This is a genomic window from Chryseosolibacter histidinae (assembly GCF_018598225.1).
Classification (GTDB): Bacteria; Bacteroidota; Bacteroidia; order Cytophagales; family Cyclobacteriaceae; genus Chryseosolibacter; species Chryseosolibacter histidini.
In genome coordinates this window covers 1-23,393 of sequence record NZ_JAHESF010000014.1, presented here as the reverse complement: position 1 = coordinate 23,393, position 23,393 = coordinate 1, and the positions used below count along the sequence as shown (strand labels likewise).

The 23,393-nt window shown below is 44.5% G+C and carries 31 protein-coding genes and 2 tRNA genes; 8 read left to right on the top strand and 25 right to left on the bottom strand.

Translation table 11 applies throughout. The features are described from left to right. Window positions 1-30 precede the first annotated feature (30 nt). The 5 genes from KK083_RS15360 to KK083_RS15340 all read right to left on the bottom strand — a co-directional run bounded on the left by KK083_RS15360 (window position 31) and on the right by KK083_RS15340 (window position 3,167). The gene (locus tag KK083_RS15360) at window positions 31-894 is read right to left on the bottom strand and encodes an outer membrane protein assembly factor BamD (protein WP_254164260.1); all 864 of its coding nucleotides are present in this window, start codon (window positions 892-894) and stop codon (window positions 31-33) included. After that, window positions 891-1,859 carry a vWA domain-containing protein gene (locus KK083_RS15355; protein WP_254164258.1) on the bottom strand — a complete coding sequence of 323 codons (969 nt, stop codon included), beginning with the start codon at window positions 1,857-1,859 and terminating at the stop codon, window positions 891-893. Before KK083_RS15355 ends, KK083_RS15360 begins: the two co-directional genes overlap by 4 nt. A 259-nt stretch (window positions 1,860-2,118) precedes the next feature. Further along, window positions 2,119-2,340, bottom strand: coding sequence for a hypothetical protein (locus tag KK083_RS15350; RefSeq protein ID WP_254164256.1), 222 nt, complete (start codon window positions 2,338-2,340; stop codon window positions 2,119-2,121). Between the two features lie 27 nt (window positions 2,341-2,367). Beyond that, entirely contained in the window at window positions 2,368-2,550 is a 183-nt protein-coding gene (locus KK083_RS15345) for a hypothetical protein (protein ID WP_254164254.1), read from the bottom strand. Window positions 2,551-2,666: 116 nt separating this feature from the next. Continuing rightward, entirely contained in the window at window positions 2,667-3,167 is a 501-nt protein-coding gene (locus KK083_RS15340; protein WP_254164252.1) for a GNAT family N-acetyltransferase, read from the bottom strand. Between the two features lie 158 nt (window positions 3,168-3,325). On the opposite strand from KK083_RS15340, the gene KK083_RS15335 reads away from it, so the two are divergent. The 5 genes from KK083_RS15335 to KK083_RS15315 all read left to right on the top strand — a co-directional run bounded on the left by KK083_RS15335 (window position 3,326) and on the right by KK083_RS15315 (window position 5,913). Beyond that, a tRNA-Ser gene (locus KK083_RS15335) sits at window positions 3,326-3,414 on the top strand. A gap of 83 nt (window positions 3,415-3,497) precedes the next feature. Then, a tRNA-Arg gene (locus KK083_RS15330) sits at window positions 3,498-3,574 on the top strand. 168 nt (window positions 3,575-3,742) lie between these two features. Then, window positions 3,743-4,867 carry a hypothetical protein gene (locus tag KK083_RS15325; RefSeq protein ID WP_254164251.1) on the top strand — a complete coding sequence of 375 codons (1,125 nt, stop codon included), beginning with the start codon at window positions 3,743-3,745 and terminating at the stop codon, window positions 4,865-4,867. 282 nt (window positions 4,868-5,149) lie between these two features. Next, window positions 5,150-5,386 (top strand): DUF5678 domain-containing protein, encoded by a 237-nt coding sequence (locus tag KK083_RS15320; RefSeq protein WP_254164249.1) that lies wholly within the window; start codon window positions 5,150-5,152, stop codon window positions 5,384-5,386. Beyond that, entirely contained in the window at window positions 5,386-5,913 is a 528-nt protein-coding gene (locus KK083_RS15315) for an aspartyl protease family protein (protein ID WP_254164247.1), read from the top strand. The genes KK083_RS15320 and KK083_RS15315 overlap by 1 nt, the downstream gene beginning before the upstream one ends. 137 nt (window positions 5,914-6,050) lie before the next feature. Here KK083_RS15315 and KK083_RS15310 read toward each other — a convergent pair whose 3' ends face one another. The 4 genes from KK083_RS15310 to KK083_RS32775 form a co-directional block, all read right to left on the bottom strand. Next, window positions 6,051-6,989 carry an AlbA family DNA-binding domain-containing protein gene (locus KK083_RS15310; protein ID WP_254164245.1) on the bottom strand — a complete coding sequence of 313 codons (939 nt, stop codon included), beginning with the start codon at window positions 6,987-6,989 and terminating at the stop codon, window positions 6,051-6,053. A gap of 67 nt (window positions 6,990-7,056) precedes the next feature. After that, window positions 7,057-7,548: a type II toxin-antitoxin system VapC family toxin gene (locus KK083_RS15305; RefSeq protein WP_254164243.1), complete on the bottom strand. Its 492-nt coding sequence runs from the start codon at window positions 7,546-7,548 to the stop codon at window positions 7,057-7,059. A 12-nt stretch (window positions 7,549-7,560) separates the two neighbouring features. Next, window positions 7,561-8,337 (bottom strand): hypothetical protein, encoded by a 777-nt coding sequence (locus KK083_RS15300; protein ID WP_254164241.1) that lies wholly within the window; start codon window positions 8,335-8,337, stop codon window positions 7,561-7,563. A 2-nt stretch (window positions 8,338-8,339) separates the two neighbouring features. Then, window positions 8,340-8,534: a helix-turn-helix domain-containing protein gene (locus KK083_RS32775; protein ID WP_369074972.1), complete on the bottom strand. Its 195-nt coding sequence runs from the start codon at window positions 8,532-8,534 to the stop codon at window positions 8,340-8,342. A gap of 157 nt (window positions 8,535-8,691) precedes the next feature. On the opposite strand from KK083_RS32775, the gene KK083_RS15295 reads away from it, so the two are divergent. Next, window positions 8,692-9,309, top strand: coding sequence for a hypothetical protein (locus KK083_RS15295; RefSeq protein WP_254164239.1), 618 nt, complete (start codon window positions 8,692-8,694; stop codon window positions 9,307-9,309). A gap of 286 nt (window positions 9,310-9,595) precedes the next feature. Beyond that, entirely contained in the window at window positions 9,596-9,805 is a 210-nt protein-coding gene (locus KK083_RS15290) for a hypothetical protein (protein WP_254164237.1), read from the top strand. A gap of 13 nt (window positions 9,806-9,818) precedes the next feature. Here KK083_RS15290 and KK083_RS15285 read toward each other — a convergent pair whose 3' ends face one another. The 16 genes from KK083_RS15285 to KK083_RS15215 all read right to left on the bottom strand — a co-directional run bounded on the left by KK083_RS15285 (window position 9,819) and on the right by KK083_RS15215 (window position 22,651). After that, on the bottom strand, window positions 9,819-10,067 hold the full coding sequence (locus tag KK083_RS15285) for a hypothetical protein (RefSeq protein WP_254164235.1): 249 nt from the start codon (window positions 10,065-10,067) through the stop codon (window positions 9,819-9,821). 44 nt (window positions 10,068-10,111) lie between these two features. Further along, entirely contained in the window at window positions 10,112-13,429 is a 3,318-nt protein-coding gene (locus KK083_RS15280; protein ID WP_254164233.1) for a hypothetical protein, read from the bottom strand. 4 nt (window positions 13,430-13,433) lie between these two features. Then, window positions 13,434-14,612, bottom strand: a complete 1,179-nt coding sequence (locus KK083_RS15275) for a baseplate J/gp47 family protein (RefSeq protein WP_254164231.1) — start codon at window positions 14,610-14,612, stop codon at window positions 13,434-13,436. Then, entirely contained in the window at window positions 14,609-14,791 is a 183-nt protein-coding gene (locus KK083_RS32770; RefSeq protein ID WP_369074973.1) for a helix-turn-helix domain-containing protein, read from the bottom strand. The genes KK083_RS15275 and KK083_RS32770 overlap by 4 nt, the downstream gene beginning before the upstream one ends. A gap of 105 nt (window positions 14,792-14,896) precedes the next feature. After that, window positions 14,897-15,238: a hypothetical protein gene (locus KK083_RS15270; RefSeq protein WP_254164229.1), complete on the bottom strand. Its 342-nt coding sequence runs from the start codon at window positions 15,236-15,238 to the stop codon at window positions 14,897-14,899. Further along, window positions 15,201-15,788, bottom strand: a complete 588-nt coding sequence (locus KK083_RS15265) for a hypothetical protein (RefSeq protein ID WP_254164227.1) — start codon at window positions 15,786-15,788, stop codon at window positions 15,201-15,203. The genes KK083_RS15270 and KK083_RS15265 overlap by 38 nt, the downstream gene beginning before the upstream one ends. A gap of 177 nt (window positions 15,789-15,965) precedes the next feature. After that, window positions 15,966-16,262 (bottom strand): hypothetical protein, encoded by a 297-nt coding sequence (locus tag KK083_RS15260; protein WP_254164226.1) that lies wholly within the window; start codon window positions 16,260-16,262, stop codon window positions 15,966-15,968. Between the two features lie 24 nt (window positions 16,263-16,286). Continuing rightward, window positions 16,287-16,589: a hypothetical protein gene (locus KK083_RS15255; protein WP_254164224.1), complete on the bottom strand. Its 303-nt coding sequence runs from the start codon at window positions 16,587-16,589 to the stop codon at window positions 16,287-16,289. Continuing rightward, window positions 16,590-16,862, bottom strand: a complete 273-nt coding sequence (locus KK083_RS15250; RefSeq protein ID WP_254164222.1) for a hypothetical protein — start codon at window positions 16,860-16,862, stop codon at window positions 16,590-16,592. Between the two features lie 120 nt (window positions 16,863-16,982). Continuing rightward, window positions 16,983-17,600: a hypothetical protein gene (locus tag KK083_RS15245; protein WP_254164219.1), complete on the bottom strand. Its 618-nt coding sequence runs from the start codon at window positions 17,598-17,600 to the stop codon at window positions 16,983-16,985. Between the two features lie 181 nt (window positions 17,601-17,781). After that, the gene (locus KK083_RS15240) at window positions 17,782-18,333 is read right to left on the bottom strand and encodes a VRR-NUC domain-containing protein (RefSeq protein WP_254164217.1); all 552 of its coding nucleotides are present in this window, start codon (window positions 18,331-18,333) and stop codon (window positions 17,782-17,784) included. A gap of 34 nt (window positions 18,334-18,367) precedes the next feature. Continuing rightward, window positions 18,368-19,585 carry an AAA family ATPase gene (locus KK083_RS15235; protein WP_254164215.1) on the bottom strand — a complete coding sequence of 406 codons (1,218 nt, stop codon included), beginning with the start codon at window positions 19,583-19,585 and terminating at the stop codon, window positions 18,368-18,370. Next, window positions 19,582-20,019 carry a hypothetical protein gene (locus tag KK083_RS15230; RefSeq protein WP_254164213.1) on the bottom strand — a complete coding sequence of 146 codons (438 nt, stop codon included), beginning with the start codon at window positions 20,017-20,019 and terminating at the stop codon, window positions 19,582-19,584. The genes KK083_RS15235 and KK083_RS15230 overlap by 4 nt, the downstream gene beginning before the upstream one ends. 52 nt (window positions 20,020-20,071) lie before the next feature. After that, entirely contained in the window at window positions 20,072-20,335 is a 264-nt protein-coding gene (locus KK083_RS15225) for a hypothetical protein (RefSeq protein WP_254164211.1), read from the bottom strand. Window positions 20,336-20,414: 79 nt separating this feature from the next. Then, window positions 20,415-21,248 (bottom strand): hypothetical protein, encoded by an 834-nt coding sequence (locus KK083_RS15220; RefSeq protein ID WP_254164209.1) that lies wholly within the window; start codon window positions 21,246-21,248, stop codon window positions 20,415-20,417. Next, window positions 21,245-22,651: a phage integrase SAM-like domain-containing protein gene (locus tag KK083_RS15215; protein ID WP_254164207.1), complete on the bottom strand. Its 1,407-nt coding sequence runs from the start codon at window positions 22,649-22,651 to the stop codon at window positions 21,245-21,247. The genes KK083_RS15220 and KK083_RS15215 overlap by 4 nt, the downstream gene beginning before the upstream one ends. A 530-nt stretch (window positions 22,652-23,181) precedes the next feature. On the opposite strand from KK083_RS15215, the gene KK083_RS15210 reads away from it, so the two are divergent. Further along, the coding region (locus KK083_RS15210; RefSeq protein ID WP_369074971.1) for an RNA polymerase sigma factor at window positions 23,182-23,393 on the top strand (212 nt) is incomplete at its 3' end.

Below are 23,393 nucleotides of genomic sequence, written 5' to 3'. Positions count from 1 at the left end.
TGGACTATGGTCCGTGGGCTGTGGACCATTCTACCAGTCTGGTTTGGTCCGGTCTCGGGACTTAGTGGCCTTGCGTTTATTTTGCTGCAGGTATTGTTTTTCCTGGTTCTTCATGGCTTCCAGGATCATCCGGGCCTTTTCTTCACTGATCTTCATTTGTTCAAGCTTTTGCTTGTCCAGGTTCTGATCTTTTTTTTGCTGGTCTTTTTGATCCTTTTCCTGTTGCTCTTTTTCCTGCTGCTCTTTCTGTTCCTGTTCTTTTTGTTCTTTCTCCTGCTGCTCTTTTTGCTGTTGGTCTTTTTTCTGCTGATCCTTATTCTCTTTATTTTCCTTGTTCTCTTTGTTCTCGTCCTGTTTGTTCTGCTCGTTTTTCTTATCCTGCTCGTTCTTCTGTTCTTCCTTGTTCTGCTCTTTATTCTGCTGGTCTTTGTTCTGATCCTTGTTTTGTTGTTGCTCCTGTTTCTTCTTCTCGTCCAGTTTTTTCTTCAGCATCTCGTAATTGTAGCGCGCATCGTTGTTGGTGGGATCCGCTTTAATGGCCTGCTTGAAATAGTTCAGTGCCTGTTCGGCCTTGTTCTGGCTGTTTGTGATCAGGCCCAGTTGCTGGTTGGCCTTGGACGACACCTCCTTGTTGATGCTCTGCGTCAGGCGCTGGTATTGCGTGGCAGCGTTGGCGGTATCTTTCATCAGATAGTAGGCATGGGCGCGGTTCAGCAACACCTCGTCTTCTTTTACGCCCATCGAATCTATCAGGTATGTGTATTTGTCAGCAGCCGCCTTATAATCGCCCGACTGAAATGCTTTTTTAGCATCCGCTTTGGCGGAATTGATCCGGCTGATCTTCACCGGGTCGTTGATCAGCAATGCAAGCAAAATGACCAGCGCGTACTTCATATCCTTACGGTTCTGATGTTAATGAGAATATCCAAGGCAAAGAGCAGTGCGGCAGCGGCCAGGAAATAAATGTATTTGTTGGCCGTCACATCCACGTACCGGGCATCCCGCAGCTCACCTTCGATCTTGCTTATCGTATTGATCAATCGCGAAATATCATTTTTAGTTTCGTTGATCTCAAAATACTGTCCGCCCGTTTTATTGGCGAGCGATTTCAGCGAGCTGGAATTGAGCTTCGTGAGCACGGCATTGCCTTCGCGGTCTTTTTTAACGCCGGTGCCCGCATAGATGTTCCCGCCTCTTTCGGTGCCGATGCCCAGCGTGAACAGCTTGATGTCCTGCTGATCTATGTCCTTGGCAATATCGTTCGTTTCTTCCCCAAAATCTTCACCATCGCTGATGAGAATAATTACTTTCGATTTGGCCTGCGAGGCATTTTCGGCTTCGTCCTGGAGCTTTTTCAGAGCCATACGCAGGGGAGGACCGAAGTCTGTACCGGAAGCCGGCACCAGGCTGGTGTTCATGGTCTCGATGAAGAGGTTCAGCGCATTCTGATCGTAAGTGAGGGGACATTGCATGAATGCCTCCGCCCCGAAGATGATCACGCCGATGCGGTCTGAGTTGAAGGCCTGCACGAGCTTTTTCATTTCGTGTTTGATCTTCTCCAGGCGCGTGGGCTGGATATCGTAGGCATCCATCGACTTGGAGAGATCGACGCAGATCATGATGTCCTTACCGATCGATTTTACCTCTTTTTTCGAACCTCCGAAAGAAGGTCCGAGCATGGCAATGAGCAGCAGCGCAAAATAGAGGGTGCGGAGGAACAACTTGATAAATACGGTTGCAAAAGGAGTCTTGAGCCGCTTGGCGATGCCGATCACCCGCGTGAGATACAGCATGTAGAAGACCAGAAAAGCTGTTATGAACACAATTTCCGTTATACCAAAACTCCTGTACCAGTTCACATTTTTAAGTTTATTCCGCAATTAACAATTCACACGGGGTTTCTGCAATACCGAAAAGGTTGCCGGTTGCCAGTTACCGGGTAGCCGGTTTAGTTAGAGAGCCTCAAATACTAGGTGAACTGACTATTCAGGGCGGATAGGTCCAAAGTGCTATAACACAACGCTGAACTGGAAACTGGTATTAAAGTGGAGAAAATCGGCCTAAATTTCAAAAAACAACGGAGACGACTCCCCAGGGCCATCTCCGTTGAATATTCAGTCAGGTACCAGGCGTCACCTGCTTACCACCGCCGGTCTTCTTTTTCGATACGTCCGTCTTATGTACACGGTTCCTCTCTCGGTTGGCCTGCTCTGGTGGCAACTTATCGGAGCCGTGTTGACCTTTGATTCTTTCTTTTTTTGCTTCATCCGTGGTGCGTTGAAGATTTACAAAATCAGCTCCGTCGCCATGATCTTCCCTTCTTACATTTGATTTTGCCATATGCTTGTAATTTTTGATTTTTCAATACTATGTCTGGCGGTCACCTCTTCCGGCTTCAGCATTGTGCTGGTGACCAATGTTTCCCTGCCTGCTGCCCCCCTCGCTATCAGGATGTCCGGAAACAGCCTGACCTGCGCTTTTACTTTTCTTGCCGGCATGCGGAGGGCTCGCCGCTGCATCCTGATTTCCACTATTTTTCTTGGGTTTCATAACAGGCCTGGTGCCAAAAAATAATGCCCCAGCCTTCCGCCCGCAGGCAATTGATGGCGCCATCTGATTTTCTCACTGGAAAATTAAACTAAGGAGGTTTGCCGGAAGCTGGATGCTTATACCTCCAACTGCAGACGCATGATGTAATCGTTCATCCAATACGGGCCAATGGGCACGTCCTCTTCGCCGATCACCTGGAAGCCGATCTTTTCATAGAAGGATTTCGCTTTATTATACCGGTTCACATTCAGGTCGAGGGTATTTATCTTCAACGCCAGGGTCCTTTTTTTGACTTCGTCGATCAGCAATTTTCCGTAGCCTTTGCCATGATTGTCGGGCAGCACATAGATCTTGTGAAGTTTGATCACATCCGCACTACCAGGTTTGGGACCGTAGGAGGCGAACCCCTGGGGACCTCTTTCATCGTGAAGGATAATAAAGGTTTGGGAGCCGTTTTCCATTGTGCGCTGCAGGGCTTCGGCAGAATAAATGGCGTCAAGCATGTACCGGATCTGTTCAAAGGTTAAGATGGGCGAGTACGTCGGCCACCAGGTCTCTTCGGCCATTGATCGTATAGCCGGGATGTCGTTCGGGGAGGCTTGCAGAATTTTAACCACGCTTAAATTTAGAATTTAAACCGATTTCCTAGGCAGTTTGTTTTCAACCTTTATATTTGCACTTCGTTTTCCGGGAATAGCCTGGCCGGACGGCAAAATCGTCTGATCCGGAGACCAGGTTAATGATTTCGGAAGAAGAAATTTAAGTTTTAGTCATTGGAGAGGTGGGTGAGAGGCTTAAACCAGCAGTTTGCTAAACTGTCGTACGCCTTAAAACGTACCGGGGGTTCGAATCCCCCCTTCTCCGCTTTCATCCGTCGTATCCGCCAACAGGCGGAGCAAGGCGGGCTGCGCATCTAACAATCCGTGGTTCGAACGGACTACATTTTCGGTCCGATAGCTCAACTGGATAGAGCAACAGCCTTCTAAGCTGTAGGTTCGGGGTTCGAGTCCCTGTCGGATCACCACTGTAAAGTGGCAAAAGCCTGGTAATCATAGTATTACGGGCTTTTTTCTTTTCTGCTCAACCTTTAGGAATCAGTATGGGTGTGAGTAAATAACAAATATCATTTACTTCTCTCAAGCGGGCTTGCGGTCATTGAAGATCTCCTTGCGCGAGTTTTGTATTTTCCGTAATGGAAAAGATCACCCTTAATCGTCAAGAATTATATGAGCTGGTCTGGTCTGAACCAATGCTTACTATTTCAAGAAAGTATAAGATCTCAGACACCGGCATCAGAAAGATGTGTTTGCGTTTAGGTGTACCGACACCTTATCCCGGTTACTGGCGAAAAATAGAAACCGGAAAGAAAGCCAAAAGAGCACCGCTATCAGGAAACTTTATTGGCAAGCAATTAACTATCACGTTGCAAAAGCGTGTGGACGGGGAGAGTTTGCTAAGCCCGTTGACACTTTTACAGCGGCGAATTGAAGAAGATCATGCAGCGGATCTGCGAATCCCTGAGAGACTGATAAAACCTCATCCATTAACACTTGAAACCAAGCTTGCATTTAAGGAAAGGAATTATGACCAGACAAGACAGCTACTTCGAACCGGTACAATTTACAACACCGGCAAGCTATCAATAGAGCTGGCTCCGCGAAATGTCAGAAGGGCGTTAATATTTTTCGACTGCCTATTCAAATTGTTTTTGAAAAGAGGACACGAAGTCCGCGAAAGCAGCTTTGCTGTGAACGGTGAAATCCGGCGGTTTCGATTATCTGAAATAATTGAATCACAAGAAGGAGAGGGGGGTCGTGTAAAAAGCAATCCTACCGGGAAATTTTTCTTTGAAGTTGAGGGCACTAACGGGTGGCGTCGCTTTATTGATGGAGAAAAGCGCATTGAGCAAAAACTTTCTAAAATAGTTGCCACTGTTGAAGAGGACATTAGGCTCTTACTTGAAGTCCGCGAACGAAATCGCAAATATCGCGAAGAGTGCGAGCGAATAGAGCGTGAGGCCCGAGAAGTCAAAGAGCGGAAACAAAGAGAGCTGTTAGATTTTAAAAGACTTCTTAATGCTGCGAGCCGAGAATTTGAAGCGAGGGTTATCCGCAATTACATTGACAAGGTTGAGGCCAGCGCACTCAGCCAGGATCGATTGACCGATGAGCTTAAAGTTTACGTTGAATGGGCGCGAAAGAAGGCAGACTGGTATGATCCTCTGATTGAGGCTGAAGATGAGCTACTGAAAGAGGTTGACAGAAGCAGATTGGCCTTTTCGGATCCCCCAGCCAGTACTGGTTCTTGGATGACGTGATACCCACTCTCTTGACGATATCACGGAAAGAGCTTATATTTAGTCTATATGGAGCCCATCCATTCTGCCCTAACCAGGCGGATGGATGGGTTTTGTATTTTTTGCTAGGCAGAATATTCAACGTGGATACATTATAACATTATGTGGAAATACAGCCCCATCTTACAAAAAAAGGCCTGTTTTTAGGTGAATTTCGAGGGGTCGAATTTTTTTTGACTATGGACTGAAACGCCGAGCGTTTATCAGATATCTTTGTGGTTGCCCTTTCTAAAAATGCACGTTATGCTGGAACAAGAATTCAAATACTACCTGACACATCAAAAAGAGTTGGTGGAAAAATATAAAGGTCAATTTATTGTCATTGTGGGGGAGAAAGTGGTTGGAGCCTACGATTCTTTTGAGAAAGCTCTTTCTGAATCTCAGAATAAGTTTGAAGCTGGTAAGTTTTTGATTCAAGAATGTCTTCCTGGTGAAGAAGCTTATACCCAAACTTTTCATACCCGAGCTATATTTAATTGATGCAAGTTACTGTCCATGCCTTAACTCGAGCCAACAATGGCATAGCCAGGGTTATTGAATCACCCATTGATATTTACAACACGCTTACCAACCAAAAGGAAAGCACGAAAGCTATCTGGGATACTGGAGCGACCGGATCTGCGATCACAAAATCCTTAGTTCAGAAACTTGCATTGATACCGGTAACCAAGACAAATGTTAAAGGGGTCCATGGTGTTAAAACAGGAGTTCCCGTCTATGCTGTAAAAATAGTTCTCAATAATCAGAATGTTTCTTTTACTCTACCCGTAACAGAATGTGAAGAACTTAGTGATGATGCCTCCGCCGGCTTTTTGCTTGGGATGGATATCATAACTAAGGGAGACTTTGCAATTTCAAATGTTAATGGACAGACGGTAATGACATTTCGCGTCCCTTCAATAGAGAGATTTGATTTTGTGAAGGATTTGGATATTCACCGGCAGCAAAAAAAGAACATCAGTCGCAAGGAAGAAATAAAAAACCTGTACAAAGCAAAGAAAAAATAAACCTCTCCTGATACTGGTCTTCCTTGCTCACGTAATCTTTGGCCCTTACCCCTTTATCAATCTATTGTCAATAGCCCATTTTATAAGCTCGGCGTTTTTTTACTCCGGCTTTTGCTTGTCCTGAAGACTGATGATTTCTACATGTGTTTGTGCTCAATATCAGCAAGAGTTAAATTCTTTGTAACTGGGGCGGCATTGTCTGTATAAACGGTCCAGGAAATAGGAACTTTTTGTCGTCTTAATAATTGCAATTGATGCGTGACTATGGGAAATGACCTCTCAAAAAAACTACGTTTTGGAAGTATCGGGTGGTATCGGCCAGGGCCGAATTTCGCTTCCTGGCCCTGTGTCGTATTAACAACATCCAATAAATCCCGGACCATATTTTGCCCCGATATTTCAAGCATGTGAATGCCTTGGATAATTTTTTGTCTGTAGCCGTCGGGCTCCAACAACAGCGCAGAAGGTATTACTAAATCGTAGTTAACATAGTTGGCAAGGACCGTGCCCTCATTTTCCAAAAAGATTTTCAAACCAACTCCGGTTATTACTCTATTATGAATACTTGTATGTGTAATCTCATCAATTTCTAAATGTAGGCGGATTTTTGGATGCCTTACTCGATTCATTATGTCCCGAATCTCATAATCCTGCATTGGGAGTTTTTGAAAGTTATACCTCCTATAGTATCTAAAATCTGATGCTTGATGTGCTGTCTCACCTTGCGGAACAGTAACCACATAGACCACGTGCAGATCATCGATCTCTAAAGGTTCTATCTGAACTATGGCTTTAGGGAATATATTGGAATTAATTATTTGCTCAAGTGTTTCTTTTGAAAAGTCTTTACGAACGATTGGATCAATGCGTTCGGGAAGGTGCTTATTTTCCTTGGATTCTTTTATCCCATAGATAATTACGCCACCGCCCGCATTTGCAAAAGATGAGACATCAATGGATATGCTCTCTTTGTCTTCAATCGCTTTAGCAGCCTTATACTCCAAATGGGTGCTTTCCTCGACATGATCGCTGATAAGGTTAATGACTTTTTCTATCGACCAGTTGTCTGTTCTCATTTAGCTATTGATTAATTCCTTCGGATTTACCCCTAAAGCTTCCGCGATCCTGAACAGGGTTCGGTTTTCAGAATAACTCTCTTTGTACCGCTATATCTGGCAAACTTTGAGTATCTATATGTTTGCTGCAAATGCCTCGAAGGCGGGCATCATTTGAATAAAGGCAGTAGACATTCCTGGTTATGGCAATCCCAGCGATTAGTATATCGTACTTAAACCTATTCCTTAGACCTTCTTCTTCTGAAGAGCCGTAGATTTCCTTCCAGCTATCTTTGTTTTCGTTCCATATTTCTCCAGCCTTTATGGCAGCCATCGTATCCAAGGGCGCAATCATAAAATGTTTTGTTATCGATGACATTAGTCCTGCCCTTTGACTTATGTCAACTGGGCAGAGAATTTCTGTAATGACTGGAGCAGGTATTATTATTTTTGTATTCTGTGCATCCAATGATTTTAAGAAAGCCTCGGTTTTTGCTACCATGAACTCTTGACCTTGCGTAGCTTTCTTTTTTATTCCCCATACACAAATCATTGAATCAATACATACGAGGTTAGCCATCAGTTGGTGGGTTTATTCTAAGGATAACATCTGTTCAATATTTTCTATTTCATCCCAATATTTCCCAACTCTATTTCTTAACTCGGAAAATGCCTGAATGTTTGGCACCTCCTCATAATCGAGTATTCCGCTTACCTTAAACGATAGTATTTTATTATCATTCGGCGACCATGTAGCTAGTCCTGTCAATCCAACAGCAGTATAAAGTCTCGAGCCTACTTTTCTGGCTATTTCTTCAGTTACATCAATACTTAAAGATTCACCATTATGTTGTCTTAGGAATATTTTCGGGACAACACCTCCAACACGCTGAATCACTCCGTAAAGAACTGTCTCGCCAGTGACATGCCCATAGTCAGGAACTTCAATTTTTGTCGACGGCTTTATTTGTGATATTCGCTCCTGACCAGATACAAATGAGCCAACACAATTAGGTTTTTGTATGATAATTTTTTGGAGATCTTTTAACCCTTCGATTGCCCTCAAAGGAAGTCGTTCATATGATTGATCCTGAACACAACTTGCGAGTATTAAGAATGCTCCCCCAAGTTGTTTAACACTAGGAAAAAAACCTAACCCATTGCTCTCCCTTTTTACATGAACTAGACTTATGAAAAGCTGCTCAGGGTCTAATTCGGGGTTTTCTTTAATAGCAATTGCCTTTAAAGATTCTTCTAGGCTTAAAATAATAGTAGCGATTTCCCTGGCCTTAAATGCTTCAGGCTTAATATTAGGCCCACCTTCAAGTTTGAACTCTATAATACTCGGTATATCTATTTTAAGTTCCATCTCTAAAAGTTAATCAAATCCCTGCCCTTTACTCCAAGACTTTCAGATATTCTTTTGAGGGTTTCTAACGTTGGCTGTCTCAAATTCTTAATATAAGCACTAATCAGCGCATAAGTAATCCCTGTGTCCTTGTGCAGCCGATAAGCTGTTATCCCTTTCTTGTTTATTACTTCCTGTATCCTATTCAATTGATCCATACATCAAATATACTATATAAACTAATAATAAAATATAGTATATTTTAGATATATACTAAGTATATACTATATTTGCTCACAAGAAAGGGGCCGCTCGTGTCTGGAAAACTTTGGCGGCCCCTTAGTCAATGTTCAACACACTAACCACAACAAAGTTATGAAAAAGAAACAAAGCCAGGATTTATCAGGAAGGGAGAAACTCGAGCTTGCTGAAAAAACGATTATACAGATTTTGGAGCAATTCCATTTCGTGGGGCACACCCTTTCCAAATTTTTATACACAGTCAGAAAACGCGAAAAAGACACGTTTTTCATTCTTGAAAAAATAGACGGGGGTATTAATAAATGGCCTAGTGGCAGTATGAGGAGTGACATAGATAGAGCCTTGGCCAGAGTTGACAGAATGAACCTTACTCAAGTCCCCTCAATGATCGGTGCTTTTTTGATGGGCAAAGGAACAAAAGTTAATGGATGTCGCCTGAATGCCGAGGATGTGAAGGGCGATGGTGCAAAAGAAGCTAGAGATATACTCCAATTGTGCTTCATCCAGATGATCGCACTAGATAGCCAAGTGGAATCGAAGCATTTTCAGGAGTACAGATCTGTGGTAAAACTACTTAGGAACGCTTTAGAGTTGAGCAGGATGGAATTGCATCTTAATAACCTACCAACCTACACACCACCAATAAAGCAGGCAGATCTATTTGTCTGGATATTAGAAGAGCGAGTGAGAATATGGGATTCGGTCAGTCGAAAGAAATCCAAAGCAAAATAAAGTGCTCATTCCTGTGGAACACACGCGATTAATAGACATACTTAAAATAAACGGCATTAAGCCGGAGCGCTTGCGTGACTACCTGAAAGTGAATCAGGAAGTGAACTGGGAAATTTTTGAACTTATTAGATCAACGCTGCCACAATCGGAAGCTAATAAACGAGAAATAGAACTGCTCAATGGTGATATTTTTTATTCAATAATTTCTCGCGGTTGCCTTTAAGAAGGGCAACCAAAAGCCCCGATAACACGGGGCTTTTTTTATCTTCCTGAAAATCCAACTTTTATGAAATCACTCCCTCCACAACTAGAAGCAAGGATAGACGAAGTAAAGTCCTGGCTGTTCGACGGTGATCAGGACAAGGTGGCCTCTAAATCAAGAAAGTCTCGCGCGTGGGTAAATAAAGTGCTGAACAAGAAAGCCTTTAATGCCCAGATCCTGGTAGCGGCGATAGAAGTAATGAACGAAAATAAAGCCCGGTTCGGCTGTATGTAACAGGCTTTACCTCCTAAACTGTTTTATCAAGACCGAGAAGCTCTCTTACTTCAGCTTCAAAGGCTGCAGTTCGCTGCGTGATGGATGCGGTCACCGCTTTGTTGATGTCGTTCCTCGCCTTCAATGACATTTTCAATACCGGATCTGTGATCTTTTCCAGGTCCTCATCCGCCATGATTTCAAAGCCAGCAGGCAGGACATTGCTGTGCGTTTTACTGAAATACTTCTGAGTATCAGAATAACCAATAGATACTGTTAGCATAGATTCTTTAGTTTATGTATTAAAATCAAACCCGAATAAGTCTTTCATATGTAGTTTACAAATGTGAAACCAATCGTCTGTGTTGGTTTTGTTTTCAAGATCAACTGCCTGAATTCATCCTTTCTATCTGCATCCACATTGACGAATGATGGACTTCTGCCATATGTTGAGGTCATCACCCGATCTCCAGCCCCTGAGTTGGCAACAGCAACAAATATATTGTTCGCGTACAATACAGACCACCATTGGTTGTCGGCCGGGCTTGTTGTGATGCTCCAGGATATTCCGTCATTAGAGAACATTATTCTATTGCCTGTTCCAGTGGATGCAACAGCTACAAAAACACCAGCGCCATAAGTAACACTTCGCCAAGCGTTGTCAACGGCGCTTGTCCGAGAAGTCCAAGTTATTCCATCGGGGCTGGTCATTACTCTGTTTCCCGTGCCTGATGCGGCTACGGCGACAAAAAGCCCATTGCCATAAGTGACCGATTGCCAACTATTATCCGCTGCACTTGTTCGGCTTGTCCAGGTGATGCCATCTGGTGAAGTCATGACACGGTTGCCAGTGCCTGTTTGAGCTACAGCTACGAAGAGACCTGCGCCATATGTTACGGATCTCCAGGCTAAATTAGCAGACCCGGTTCTCTGCGTCCACGTTATTCCGTCTGATGAAGTAATAACGCGCGTTCCGTCAGATGCTCCTTCAACTACGACGAACAACCCATTACCATAAGTGACCGCATACCACGATCCACTGACTGGACTTGTTCTTGAGGTCCAGGTTATTCCATCGGTAGAAGTCATTATAGCAGAATTACCACCGACCGCAACAAAGATCCCGTTACCAAACGTCACGGATCTCCATAACTCATCACTCCCTGCCGCTGTTCGCAATGTCCAGGTTATGCCATTCGGTGAAGTCATGACATGATCATTTCCTGGTCCGTTCTCTGAAACAGCGACAAATACTGAATTCCCATATGCAACTGAGTTCCATATGCTATCTGCAGCTGACGTTCTCAAAGTCCAACTAAAAACATTGTTAATTTCATCAGCTATTAAAAAAGATGTCTTTAGGTTATCCTGGTCTAAAAGCAGAAACAAAGAATCTATTTGTGTATCAATGTGATTTGCGCATATGTATTGATTGGTTAAAGTATATGTCATTGCGCCATTTCCAGTTCCGAATGCGGCGACAGCCACGAACAGGCCAGTGCCATAGGTGACCGACGTCCACGTGACTGCGAATGGGATATTCTGACTTATCCAATTAATTCCATCTTGAGAAATCATAACGGCATCTGTTGTGACAGCGCCTGCGCTCACAACAACAAACCAACCAGCACCAAAAACTATTGATCGCCAATCTTTATCTGCAATACCTGCGACAGTCGTCCAAGTTATTCCGTCCGGACTAGTCATCATCCTGGTTCCAGTTCCAGTGTTTCCAACTGCAATAAATTTCTGCTTTGCAAAGCAAACGCTGGTCCATGATATAGCAGAGGCTGCATTTCTTAATGTCCACGTGATACCGTCCGGTGAGGTCATCACGCGCCCAAATCCTGACACTGCATTACCAACAGCTACAAAGAGACCATTCCCATAGGTAATTGAATTCCATTGTATGTCCGCTGCGCTGGTTCTTGAGGTCCAGTTAATTCCATCCGGACTTGTCATCACTCTGTTGCCCGTGCCTGACGGCCCTGATACAGCGACAAATAGTCCAGCTGCATAGGTCACTGAACTCCACTCGTTATCAACAGGGGTGGCCCTGCTGGTCCAATTTATTCCGTCTGGCGAAGTCATAGCGCGAAACCCTGTACCTGAAGCGGCGACTGCAACAAAAATATTATTTGCATAAGTGACAGATCGCCACGCAATATCTGCAGCGCCAGTTCTACTCGTCCACGTGATCCCGTCCGGACTGGTCATCACACGGTTGCCCGTGCCCGTCGCAGCCACCGCTACGAAAATACCATTCCCAAAAGCGACAGATTGCCATTCGTTATCCGCCGCGCTTGTTCGTGAAGTCCAAGCCGGTATATTAATAAGACCTCCAAATATCTCTGTGGTGTACCCACCTAGCCCACTTGGGAATCGATTCTCAAATACATTTACATTGAAACCAGCAGCTTGAAGTTGCCCCTGCAGATACAAATAGTGTTGTCTTGCCTTTACACTTCCGGGATGTTGCATCTTCCGCTTAATAGCGAGCTTCCGATCCGACAACGAAACTGATGCATTCGTTATCAATCCAAGGCGACGTTCCCATTGCGTAGCGTCGTCAGCTGTGAAGTTATCATTGTCCGGAAGGATGCTATCTAAAATAGAAACCGAATCTCTGTAACTGCGAGCTTCACTCCGTGCCAATCCTTTATGAAGGCGCTCCAAGAATCCACCTGCACCTTGATTGGTCATTACTCGATTTCCTGTGCCACTTGAAGACACCGATACAAACAACCCTTTTCCGAAGGTCACCGAATTCCAACTATTATCCGCTGCACTTGTTCGGCTTGTCCAGGTGATGCCATCTGCGCTGGTCATCACGCGGTCACCAGTTCCTGAAGATGCCACAGCTATGAAATTTCCGGATCCATACGCAACAGACCGCCAGGCATTACCAGACGCGCTCGTTCTTATCGTCCACGTTACGCCATCCGGCGAGGTCATCACACGGTTGTTACTTCCAGAATTAGAGACAGCAACGAACAGACTGTTGCCATACGTTATCGATTGCCAGAAGTTATCTGCAGCACTTGTTCTCGAGGTCCAGGTTATGCCGTCTGGACTGGTCATTACACGATTGCCGGTACCGGATATAGCAACCGCTACGAAAGTCCCATTACCATATGTGACTGATTGCCACTGATTCGCTGCGGAGGCACTTCTACTCGTCCACGTGATCCCGTCTGGCGACGTCATGACGCGATTGGCTCCTCCGTCAGAGACGGCAACAAATAGCCCGCTGCCATAGCTAACTGAATTCCAGCCATTATCGGCCGCGCTCGACCTTGATGTCCAGGTAATCCCATCAGGCGAAGTCATCACTCGGTTCCCTGCGCCTGTCGAGGATACGGCAACGAACAAGCCGTTTCCGTAGGTCACTGAGCGCCACAAGTTACTAGCGGCGGCTGTTCTGAGCGTCCAAGTTATGCCATCTGATGACGTCATTACGGTGCCATTTAATGACACAGCCACGAACAGATTACTACCAAAGGCAATTGAATTCCAGCTATTGTCCGCGGCAGAAGTACGAGAAGTCCAGCGGCCACCTGAAACGCTAACAGCAGGCATTTTAAATGCCCTCCCCGTTGGATAGAGTTGCTTTGTGAGCTTTAGTATGGTGTCTTCTAATGCCATCGTCTTAAGGAATGGTTACAGAATTTAAGAATGGTATTTCCCCGTCGGTAAAAAGGTATGTACTAGCTGGCGATCCGCCGACGTTTAATGCTACTGTACCAAATACGCTTCCAGGCCTTGCCTCAAGAATGATGGATATTACCTTGTTTATAGCAAGGATGTCGTTCTTGTTTTCGGTAATATCTGCGCCTGCTATAAATGGCCTTATATTGCTAATGGCCAACTCAAGTGCATTTTCAATCTGAGCCAAAATAGATGGCGTAATTCCAACGAATCCAGAAACGTTGATATCGACATTTAACGGAGTAATTGGTAAGTAGTGAACTTGGAAAATTCCTATCGGCCTTCTGCCTCTCTCGTCTAAAGATTTTGTTGTATCAGGGTCAAACTCTACAACCTCTTTCACATCAGCCAGTAATCCAGCAGATGGCGTCCCTTTGCCGTCTGTTGAATCTGCTGTTGTGGCTTCAATGTAAAGATTGATCTCGGCTGTTACACCTGGCTTGGCGTAAGGATAGGCTTGTTTTACACCTTGCGCATCTTTTGCCCACAATCTGAAATCGGATGGCGCTCCACCTTGGGGCTCAAGCTGATAAGCGTCTATTGAAGCTTGTCGATAATCTTCTGTAGTCTCCGCTGAAAAAGGTTCCACAACTTCTGATACCACCTCGGCACTTCTATTTACTCCTGCGATGGGCGCAGTAGCCGTTAGTGTATCTCCGATATCCAACTGGCTATCCAATCCGGCTTCCAATGCACGAACGTTGCAGGTGTCTGGATTGGTCACCAGAGTAAAGGGACTATCCAGGATGTACAGCTTTCCAGGACTGTTCGATGTGTCATCGCTCTTGAATGTGGTGAGTGCGTTGATCACTGATCCGGGTGTTCCGGTAACTTGGATTTCGTATTGGCCCGCACGGGCTGGGAATGGGTTTCGTCCGAGCTTGATGCGTCCAAACCTCTCCAGAGTGCCTCCGGCGGATTCCGGATCAGCTGTATCGACGAAGATATTTTTCTGAAGGTTGGCATGGCTGAGATAGTAAAGTTTCAGCTTCATCGCTTGCACTGCAGCCAGCCCGCGCAGAAAAACTTTCCCAAAGGAAGGAATGCTTTCGCCATACTCAGATTCGAGATCAGCTATGATGTCTTCATACAGTTGTTTGACGGTTGGAATTGTAATCATCGTCCGGAAATAAGTTTCTCTACAGATTGGGATGTGATGAAAACCCTACGCTTTCCGGGGATTGTAATTTTTTGGAATATGCCCGACTGGACCCAGTCCCTAAAGGTTGGCGCGGAGATATTGAAAATAGTCCTCACCTCTTCCGGCGTGTATACTTTGGGTAGGGGTGCTGTGTCCATCTCTTTCAACTGTTCCATCACAAGTGAATTGATACAGCAAAGATTGGAAAGAGAGGCTAAGAGAAGAAAAGTAATGGAAAGGAAAACAAGTAGATGTTGCTATATCTACTTGTTTTCTTCACTGAGATATTTTAACCGGTACTTGGCCGCGGTCTTCTCAGAGATTGGGAACCCCTTTGTTGTGATGATAGTCGCAAGATTTAGCTGTGCAGTGGTTTTGTAATTTTCAAAATCAAAACCGCTTTGAGCGGCCCAAACTTTGAATCTTTGGTATGCCTGATCACCTTTGGATTTTCCTCCTTTGCTCCTGTTTGCAGTCAGCCGGCTAACAGACCTTAGAAGATTTGCATACAGCTTGAGCTGCTCCGGCGTAAACTTTTCGCACAGGCTTACGATCTCTGCAGCGTTCTCAATTCCCTGAGTTGCCATGGTCTTCAAGTATTCCATCAATCGTTTCCTCCATCTCACGTCGGCAGCCGTCAATGTGCTCCCTGGCTATCTCCGTGAATTCCTTCAGGAGCTTACTTTTCTCTGCGCGACTGGTTCCCATTCCGTATTGCGCTCTTAACGCTATCTCACGCGTTAAGAGCACATTGATGACTTCTACAACCGCACCGGCGCTCAGGTTGTGGGCTAAGTCTACTGGTATGGCCCGCATAGGCGTACAGCTCGTCTGAACTTGTTTCATAAGGCCGGCGAGTAACTTTTCCGATTCAACGTGGTAAACACCCTGATCTGTAAATTGCCAAAAATCAACCTCCAACTCATTGAGCTGATCCGGGCGGCGACCGGAGTTCATGGGAGCAGGCTCCGGCGTCTCGGTTTCTGCCCGTTTCTTCAACAACCAATCTTTGTTTTGCGGATGTGAAATATCAATCTTGCCGTCCAGCTCGATAATATTTCCTCGTTTGACCCACATTGAGATTTTTGCTCTCGAGGCATCATTCCATTGATGCCCACATGATTCTATAAATTCCTTCCTTGTGTAGGTTATCATAATGGATCTGATTTCAGATGTTAACTTTAATGACTTGTTAACATTCTTACCATGTTAACAGAAAATTGAAATACCCCTGTACAATCTATTTTTCGCAGCTTCGCATACATTGCACGCTGATGAGGTTCGTCCCGGAGTACCTTTTGCATTTTTGGCAGGCAATTGTACATTCTTGTGTCATTGCCGCGAGCTCTTCTTCCTAATTCTCTTACTTCCCCAGGTCTTTACTACCCCCACCAGCTCAGACTTCAACCACACTCTTATAGAAGTACCAGGTACATAGTGGCAGGGGATGATGTCATCCTTTGAAAGCCTCTCTAACATCCGTACACTGATCCCGGATAAGTATGCTGCCGCCTCTTCCTTGTTCATGATCTCCCGGGCTTTGATTCTGGTCTCCAGGGCATATAACAGCGTGTCCACATCCTTGATTGTGAAGGACGCTGGAATGATTTCGAGTTGTATTGTTTTCATAAAGAGCTTGGTTATTTCAAATCATCAGTTCTTCTTTAATGGATTGTATGATTTCTTGCTCTTCCCGGCTTCCCTTATTCCCTCAACTATCTGGTCAGCGAAGTACACCGGATCTCCGTTGGGGTCTGGTCTGTACTGTTTGATAACCCCCAGTGAAACCCAGCGGTAAAATGTGCTCTCCCCTCTGCCGGTGAAGGCTATTGCCTCCTTACCGTTCATTGGCCTCACCACTACTAGGTACTTGTTCAGTTTGCCGACCAATGCAATGGCTAACCGCTCTATTTGCTCATCACTAAGTGGATTCGTTTCCATAGTTACTTTTGTCAATTAGTTCTTTTTTATCGCTTCAATGATCTCGGACATTAGATAGATTGGATGGCCGTACTTTTTGCAGTGGCCCTTGATCACACCGGCTTTTACCATCCGGAAGAATTTATCGTGTGACCAGCCCAGCCAGGCGCAGGCCTCTTCGGCGAACATTGGCTTTTCAACCGGCTTGCGGACCAGGAGTTCATTTTCCACAGATATTTTAAGCTGGGCAAGTATTACTTCCATTTGATGGATAAAGTGTTGCGCCTGTTCTTCATTGGTTGTCTTCATAGCATTCGTCATTTAGTTTGTTTTGAAGACAAGGTAACCGGTTTTAGGGAGAGCCGGTATCCCTCAGCATAGGTAAAACCTCCGCAGGTATGACCGCACCGCGGCAAAACAAACCCCATGCTAGATGTTATTAAACTCCCTTCTTCTGGATTGATAGAACCAGGTGTTGGGGCTTACCTTTCCTTCGTCGACAGCGAACAGCGCTTTGTACACAGATTCCTTCGTGATTGTCGAGCCCATAGGTTGGAGTAAAGCGTTCAGTTTGTTCAGCGCCTCTGCGGCTGCATTGTGAGCCTTCCAAAGCTCTACCTGTCCGGACGAGCTCGCGGTCATGGAATAGCCATCTCTCAGCCGGTCGATCTGTTCCTGGTTGATGCTGACATCTTTCCCGGAGATGTTGAGGTGGACGCTATAGTCCAATCGACAATCCGCGCAAAAATCTATTAATCGGTTTACTGCGAATAAGTCCAGCTCGATCAACTCCACCGCCTTTTTCTTGGATACCGCAAACATTCCGAACTTTGGAACTTCGACAATATCCTCAAGCCGTTTGCGCACGTATTCATCCCGGCCTGCTATCAGGTCTAATAGCTCTTGGATGCTGGAGATCTTGAACAGTTTCATCTTGTTGAACTCAGTAAGAAGATCCTGGAAGCAATCCCTCACTTTTTCTAGGGCCTGCAGGTCATTGTTGAACGAAGCTTCATCGAAGCTGATAGTGTTTTTAGTAGTACTCATGGTTTGTTTATTGTTTATGATTAAGAAATAGTTCTGAGACGTGCCTTCAATGCTCGTTTCCGCTTCAACCACCACAGCTTGAAATGAACAGTTAATATTCTATTCCAGGTGATCGGTCCTGTAGTTAACCTTTTTAGCAGCTCCACTTCCTCAAGGGATTGTTCGGAATTCAATGTCTTCTTCATAGTCTTTTGCTTTTATCGTTTAACATGATTTGTGAATCTCTTTTTTCTCGTAGCACGAAATTATTCCACCATCGCAGGAACTCATCAAAGGTTCGAGCAACAATGTAAACGCCTCCGCACTGTTCGATCGCCTCTTGCGTTTTGTGCTGTGCCGGGCTCATTCGATCACGACCAATCTTTACCTCAATGGAGACATGCCGGCCATTGATTATGGCATGAATGTCCGCGGTGCCATTCCGGGTCGTTCCGGGAATCCAGGCTCCCTTCATCACCCGAGCACGGCCTACGGCATCAGTAATCGTGTTGCCCTTCAAGAACCGGCCCGTGGTATTGATCCTGGTCGCCCAGCACCCGTTCAAAGTCAGCCAGGTGATTATTGCCTTTGTGAGACCGTTGGCAGTGGTGTCGGTGAACTTAGAATTAGGAAGGCAATGATCAGGTACGTTCGGATACCGCTTCTTCTTATCGTTCTGGTGAAGGTCTTGCAGTTCTTTCAATGCGTTCATCGGGTCTTGATTCGGGTATTGTTGGGTTAAAATTTTGCTCATTCGGGTATCTGTTTAATTGGGTATCATTCGGGTATCAATCCCAATCATTCGGGTATCCTTTACCATTAATGCGGGTGTCATTCGGGGATTTGGCATCCTGGCTCTCTGATTCGGGTATCGCGCCCTTATATATATAGGGCGCGTCAATACCCGAATGAGATGTGGAGGACAGATTCCAGTCAGAAGCAGGAAGGTAGCATGTTGCTTTTCCTTCCCCGGATTGGATTAAGAGCCCATCTTCGACTGCCTTTAAAATGTGTTTCTTTGCTGTCTCCGGCTTTACCCCGGCGAGATGGCAATACTTCTCCTTCAGGACTGCCGATGGGATCTGGTTGTGATTCAACCGCAATTCCATCACAGCCTGTTTGAGAAAGTTGATCTTATAGGTAGGAGGCGCCGGCGCTTGGCAGGTGGTCATCATGCCTGCGCTGGGATTCCAACTGAAGTATATCGGTTCAAATTCTGCGATATTTGCATGGCTAAGTTTAGCAAACGGAAAATCAGCAGTGACTTCCTTAATATTCTTGTCGGAAGTTGAGCGGAGCAGTAAAAGAAAACGGCACCATCGATACAGGAATGCACCAACATGCCCGGCAGGACTATCCGTTCCTTTATTTGGGTGAATGGTAGTTACGATGAGGCAATTATATTTTACCGCCAGCGCTCTAATCCATTTAATAACCTTCATTGCGTCTTTATCGTCCAGCATTGATATTGTGAAATCGAGAATGCCATCGAGTATTACCAACTCGTATTCTCCAGTTCCAACATATTCCTCTAGCGTCATTCGAAGTTTTTTCACATCTCCGATCTCTGCCATTACAAGGTGGGTGAGGTCTTTGATGTGCTGGTGATCATCCGAGAGAATTGACGTTGGGCTTCCAAGTCGCTTAAAAAGGTTGTTATAAGTTTTACTACAATCGCCTTCTGTTCGTTCCGTATCACCCAATAAGCATTTGCGCCCGACTGAATTGTATTTAATGTCAAAACAGTCAACGTTCTGTAAACTATATCGTGAAGCAAAGAAGGCGGCCACCAGGCCCTCATTGGTAAGGCATGTTTTACCAACACCGGGTAGCGCCATAAATGCTCCCACTTCTCCGCGGTATCCGCATATTGATCCATTTACGGATAAAGCTGGTACTTCTTGCTTTGTCTGGTAAGCGAAGGACATTTCAGGGCAACTGCCTATCAAAGATTTGGCCTTAGAACTTTTACTTTCGATCACTCGCAGTTCATCCGTCAAACTCATGCGGCAGTAATTTTTAAGATCCTGTCCTTATTCCATTTATGGAGCTCTGCTCTCCATCCATCAACCAAGAGGTCCCGCTGTTTTTGGAGATTTGATAAAGTTGCCTTTAGGAATAGATTTTCATCTGCGAGCTTTTGTCCATTGAAAACCGTGTTCCAGTAAACATTATCAATGCTGCTGATGCCATCTACGATGCGATCGACAAAATCGTTTTGCAGGTCAATGTATTCGGATGTGGCCTTGAGAAATTTCTGGAAGGCATCCAGTCTCTGGATTACGTTCAGGTCATCGGTTGTTGATAGCCGAACATCTGCGTCTTCGAACCGTTCCAAGATTGAACTCTTCACTGGTTCAAATTGGGTTCTCAAGATATCTCGAGAAGAAATTATGCTCTCTCGGAATGAGATTATATCAACAAGTGTTATCTTTGTCATCACTTTAAGTTCTTCAATGTCATAAAGCCTTGGCCTAGCCGCCGGGCTTTTTTTATGCTTGCTGTGGTTGGCGCTGGTATTTGGATTTAACAAGGATGGAATCAGAGATGACGAAATTCCGACCACCAATTTTTTCCATTTTAATTAGGCCACGATCGGCCCACGCATACCCGGTAGGTCGGGTAATATTCTGGCTCTTACAAAACTCAGTGAAAGTGATTCGAGACGGCTGGCAGGGGCCGTTCTTTTTTAATTCAGCAACGTCCTTAATTAGAGTGTCTAATTTCTGAGTAATTTCTTCGAACGGATTTTCCATATCCTTTGCGTTTGTTTACACAACAAAGGAGCAACAGGATTTTTTTGCATTTTTTGCATGCAAAAAGAAAGCAAAAAAATTATTTGGCCGTACTGGTCTTTATTTTGTCGGCGTGTGCATTAATCTTGGCCTTGAAGGAGGGATCATCTTTTAACTTAAAGTTGTGATCAAATGATTGATGAGTATAATGTTTGCTTAAAAAATAACCTACAGCCTGACTAAGGGCACTTATATTGTTAAGTGCACCCTGGACAAGCATATTTAATTTATCCAATGCGAACAGCATAAGTACTGCATCCTGTGGTTTTGCCGATTGGTATGTTTTAGACAGGAATGGAATCACTTTTTTTCCAGTGCCGTTCAAAAAAGATTCAAAATTTAAAAATTCGGGTGTCTCAATATTTTGAGGCTCCGCAACAGGTATGGAATCCACATGCTCTATGCCTGCAATATCTTCAAGATACTCTACCCATTGCTTTAGAATAGGGAACCAGCCGAAGTATTTAGACTGAGTTGTTCTAAGGTCCTTAGATTCATATTCTGCAAATCGTTTTTCCGTGATAAATCCCTTATACGTTTTTCCTTCATTGAATCTTATTTCAAAGAGACCTTTCAATTCCTCTTCCCTTGCCTCGTAAATACGTTCAATTGATAGTGAGTTAGTCCGCCATGCTTGCTTCTCTTCAACCTTTTTATTTTTATCGTTTGGTCTAATGATGTTTTCGTTAATCATCACAATGTCTTCTTTAGCCTGTTGCAAATAGTGGTCATTGCCAGTAAAGAACAATTGGATTTTGACCGGATCATTGAAATAACTTACAATGCCCATCTTCATATATAGATCGTTTAATGTTTCTCGATTTTTAAGTACGATCGTGTCTTTTGTATTATTCTTTGCAGGCTTTTTGCTCATGCTATTTTCATTTCAGGTGTCAAATCAAAATACTCCAGCGCTTTTGCGTCCAGGTCTTTCTCACTTGCTCCGATATAGATCATAAAAGATTTTTCTGACTTATGTCCTGTATATCGCATGCAAAAACTTGCCGGCATTGGTTTGGAAAACCAACCATAAAAAAGGCTACTGGCGAAAGTACGTCGCGCGCTGTGTGGACTTATTGCCTGCCACTTCAGTTTGTACTCGGGCTTGCCATTCCTGATCTTTGTGATAACCCGGTCATTTAACTCTGCAGCTTTGCAAATGTCCTTCAAGTGCGCTCGGAAATTTTGCTCACTTATCATTTTTGGAAATTCTCCAGCGCGCTTGTTAAGGATTTCCTGGACGATAGGATGTACCGGGATCTTTACGCGTGTACCGGTCTTTTCTTGAACATATTCAAAGTATTGCACTCCAGCGTTAGTAAACAGGCTCTCTTTGCGGAGGTTTTTGAAGTCGCTTATTCTAGGACCGAGGAAGCATGCCATCACGAATATGTCTCTCACGTCATTCAGGGTGTTTGACAAATCTTTGCCGTTGATTTTCGTGAGATTATTGATTCCCAATAGTTCCTCCTTACTGAGAGCAACGACTTCGTTTTTTTCCTTGGTAACAGGCCACATCTCAAACCGCGTATTTGTCATCAAATCATTGGCGTATGCTAATCTCAGCACAGCCTTGATTTCCTTTATGTGCCGTCCCACAGTATTAGGATCAAATCGAGTGGATCCATCCTTGTTCTTCTGATCAGCCATCCAGCCGGTGAATGTGTTGTAAAACCTCATGTCCATTTTGTCAAAAGAGGCGAGGGGATCAAATTCTTTCAGGACAATCATGGACTGCCGTTTTGCAGTTATAGTCGATTTACGAAGCTTTTTACCGTGCCTGGGTTTTATTTGTCCGTCGATGATTCCTTGCCAGAAACCAAACAATTCATTTTGACCGGCGTTCAGGTGAGCATCGATGATTTTTTTGAAATCAGGCCTTTGTTTCGAGAGCTCGACCCGCAGTGCCTTTTCCAAAGACAGCCGGTTAGTAGTGTCAGGAATAGGGAAGTGGTGCACGCTGGAGCCATCCCATGTCAGAAGTTCGTTACCTGCCCAGGCGATCCGCGACCGAATCAGTTCTATCCGCTTTTTCAAGGTATCATTGTTCACAGGCTGACCGTCCTTGATCAGTGATTCGTGTGCTTCCTCGCCAGCACGCAGAATTCGTTTTAACGCTGCTCCCGGGCGGGCCGCGTCAAATCCCTTGGCCCTCACCTTAATGCCGGTAGACGAGATAAATCGATGATTCTTGAATGCTTTATTGTAGGCAACAAGGAAAGCCAAGGCAGTATCGGATCCGCCTTTTAACTGGATTTTAAATTCCAGATTTTCCATGGGATTTCAGGTGTGAGTTCAGGTGTCAGTTTTTGAATTATTACCCGAGGTGTGAGTTCAGGTGTGAGTAAAGTTAAATAATAACTTTATTAAAAAATAAGCCTTTTTGCGTGTATTTATTTAGGTTTTACGTTTACTGTAAACATGCTGTAAAGTGTTTGTATTAACATTCGAGTCCCTGTCGGATCACACGGAAGGGACTGAACGAATGATCTCGTTGCAGTCCCTTATTTTTTCATGGCTGAAAGACCTCAGCGCCCTCCACAAAAAACACTTTCAAAGCATTCGCTTTCAGCAATCTACAACCGGCAAATCGTGCCCGGCAATCCCCGTTATGGGTATCAATTTCATCATAGTTAAGGCATAATTCATAATACATTTTTTCAATTCTTGTTTACGAATTCGGTATTATTTTTTATGTTTTTGGGATTATTATGAGTAAATTCATTTATAATTAACCCGATTTAGGGTGGAGGAATCCTGGATTTGGTTATAAAAACTTCATAGAAAGTAATAAGAATAGCCCGCTTATGAACTCTCAGAACAGAAATGATTATGATGAAGCCAGAGCCCTGAAGCTTTTGAGTCAGGGAAACAGGGAAGGTTTCAAAATGATCTATGACCGGTACGCCAGGGGCATCTATGCGTCCGGGTTGAAGATGCTGCAATCCAGGGAGCTGGCACAAGACCTTGTTCAGGATGTTTTTACGGCGATGCTTCGAAACCCTGCGCCCTTTTGTAA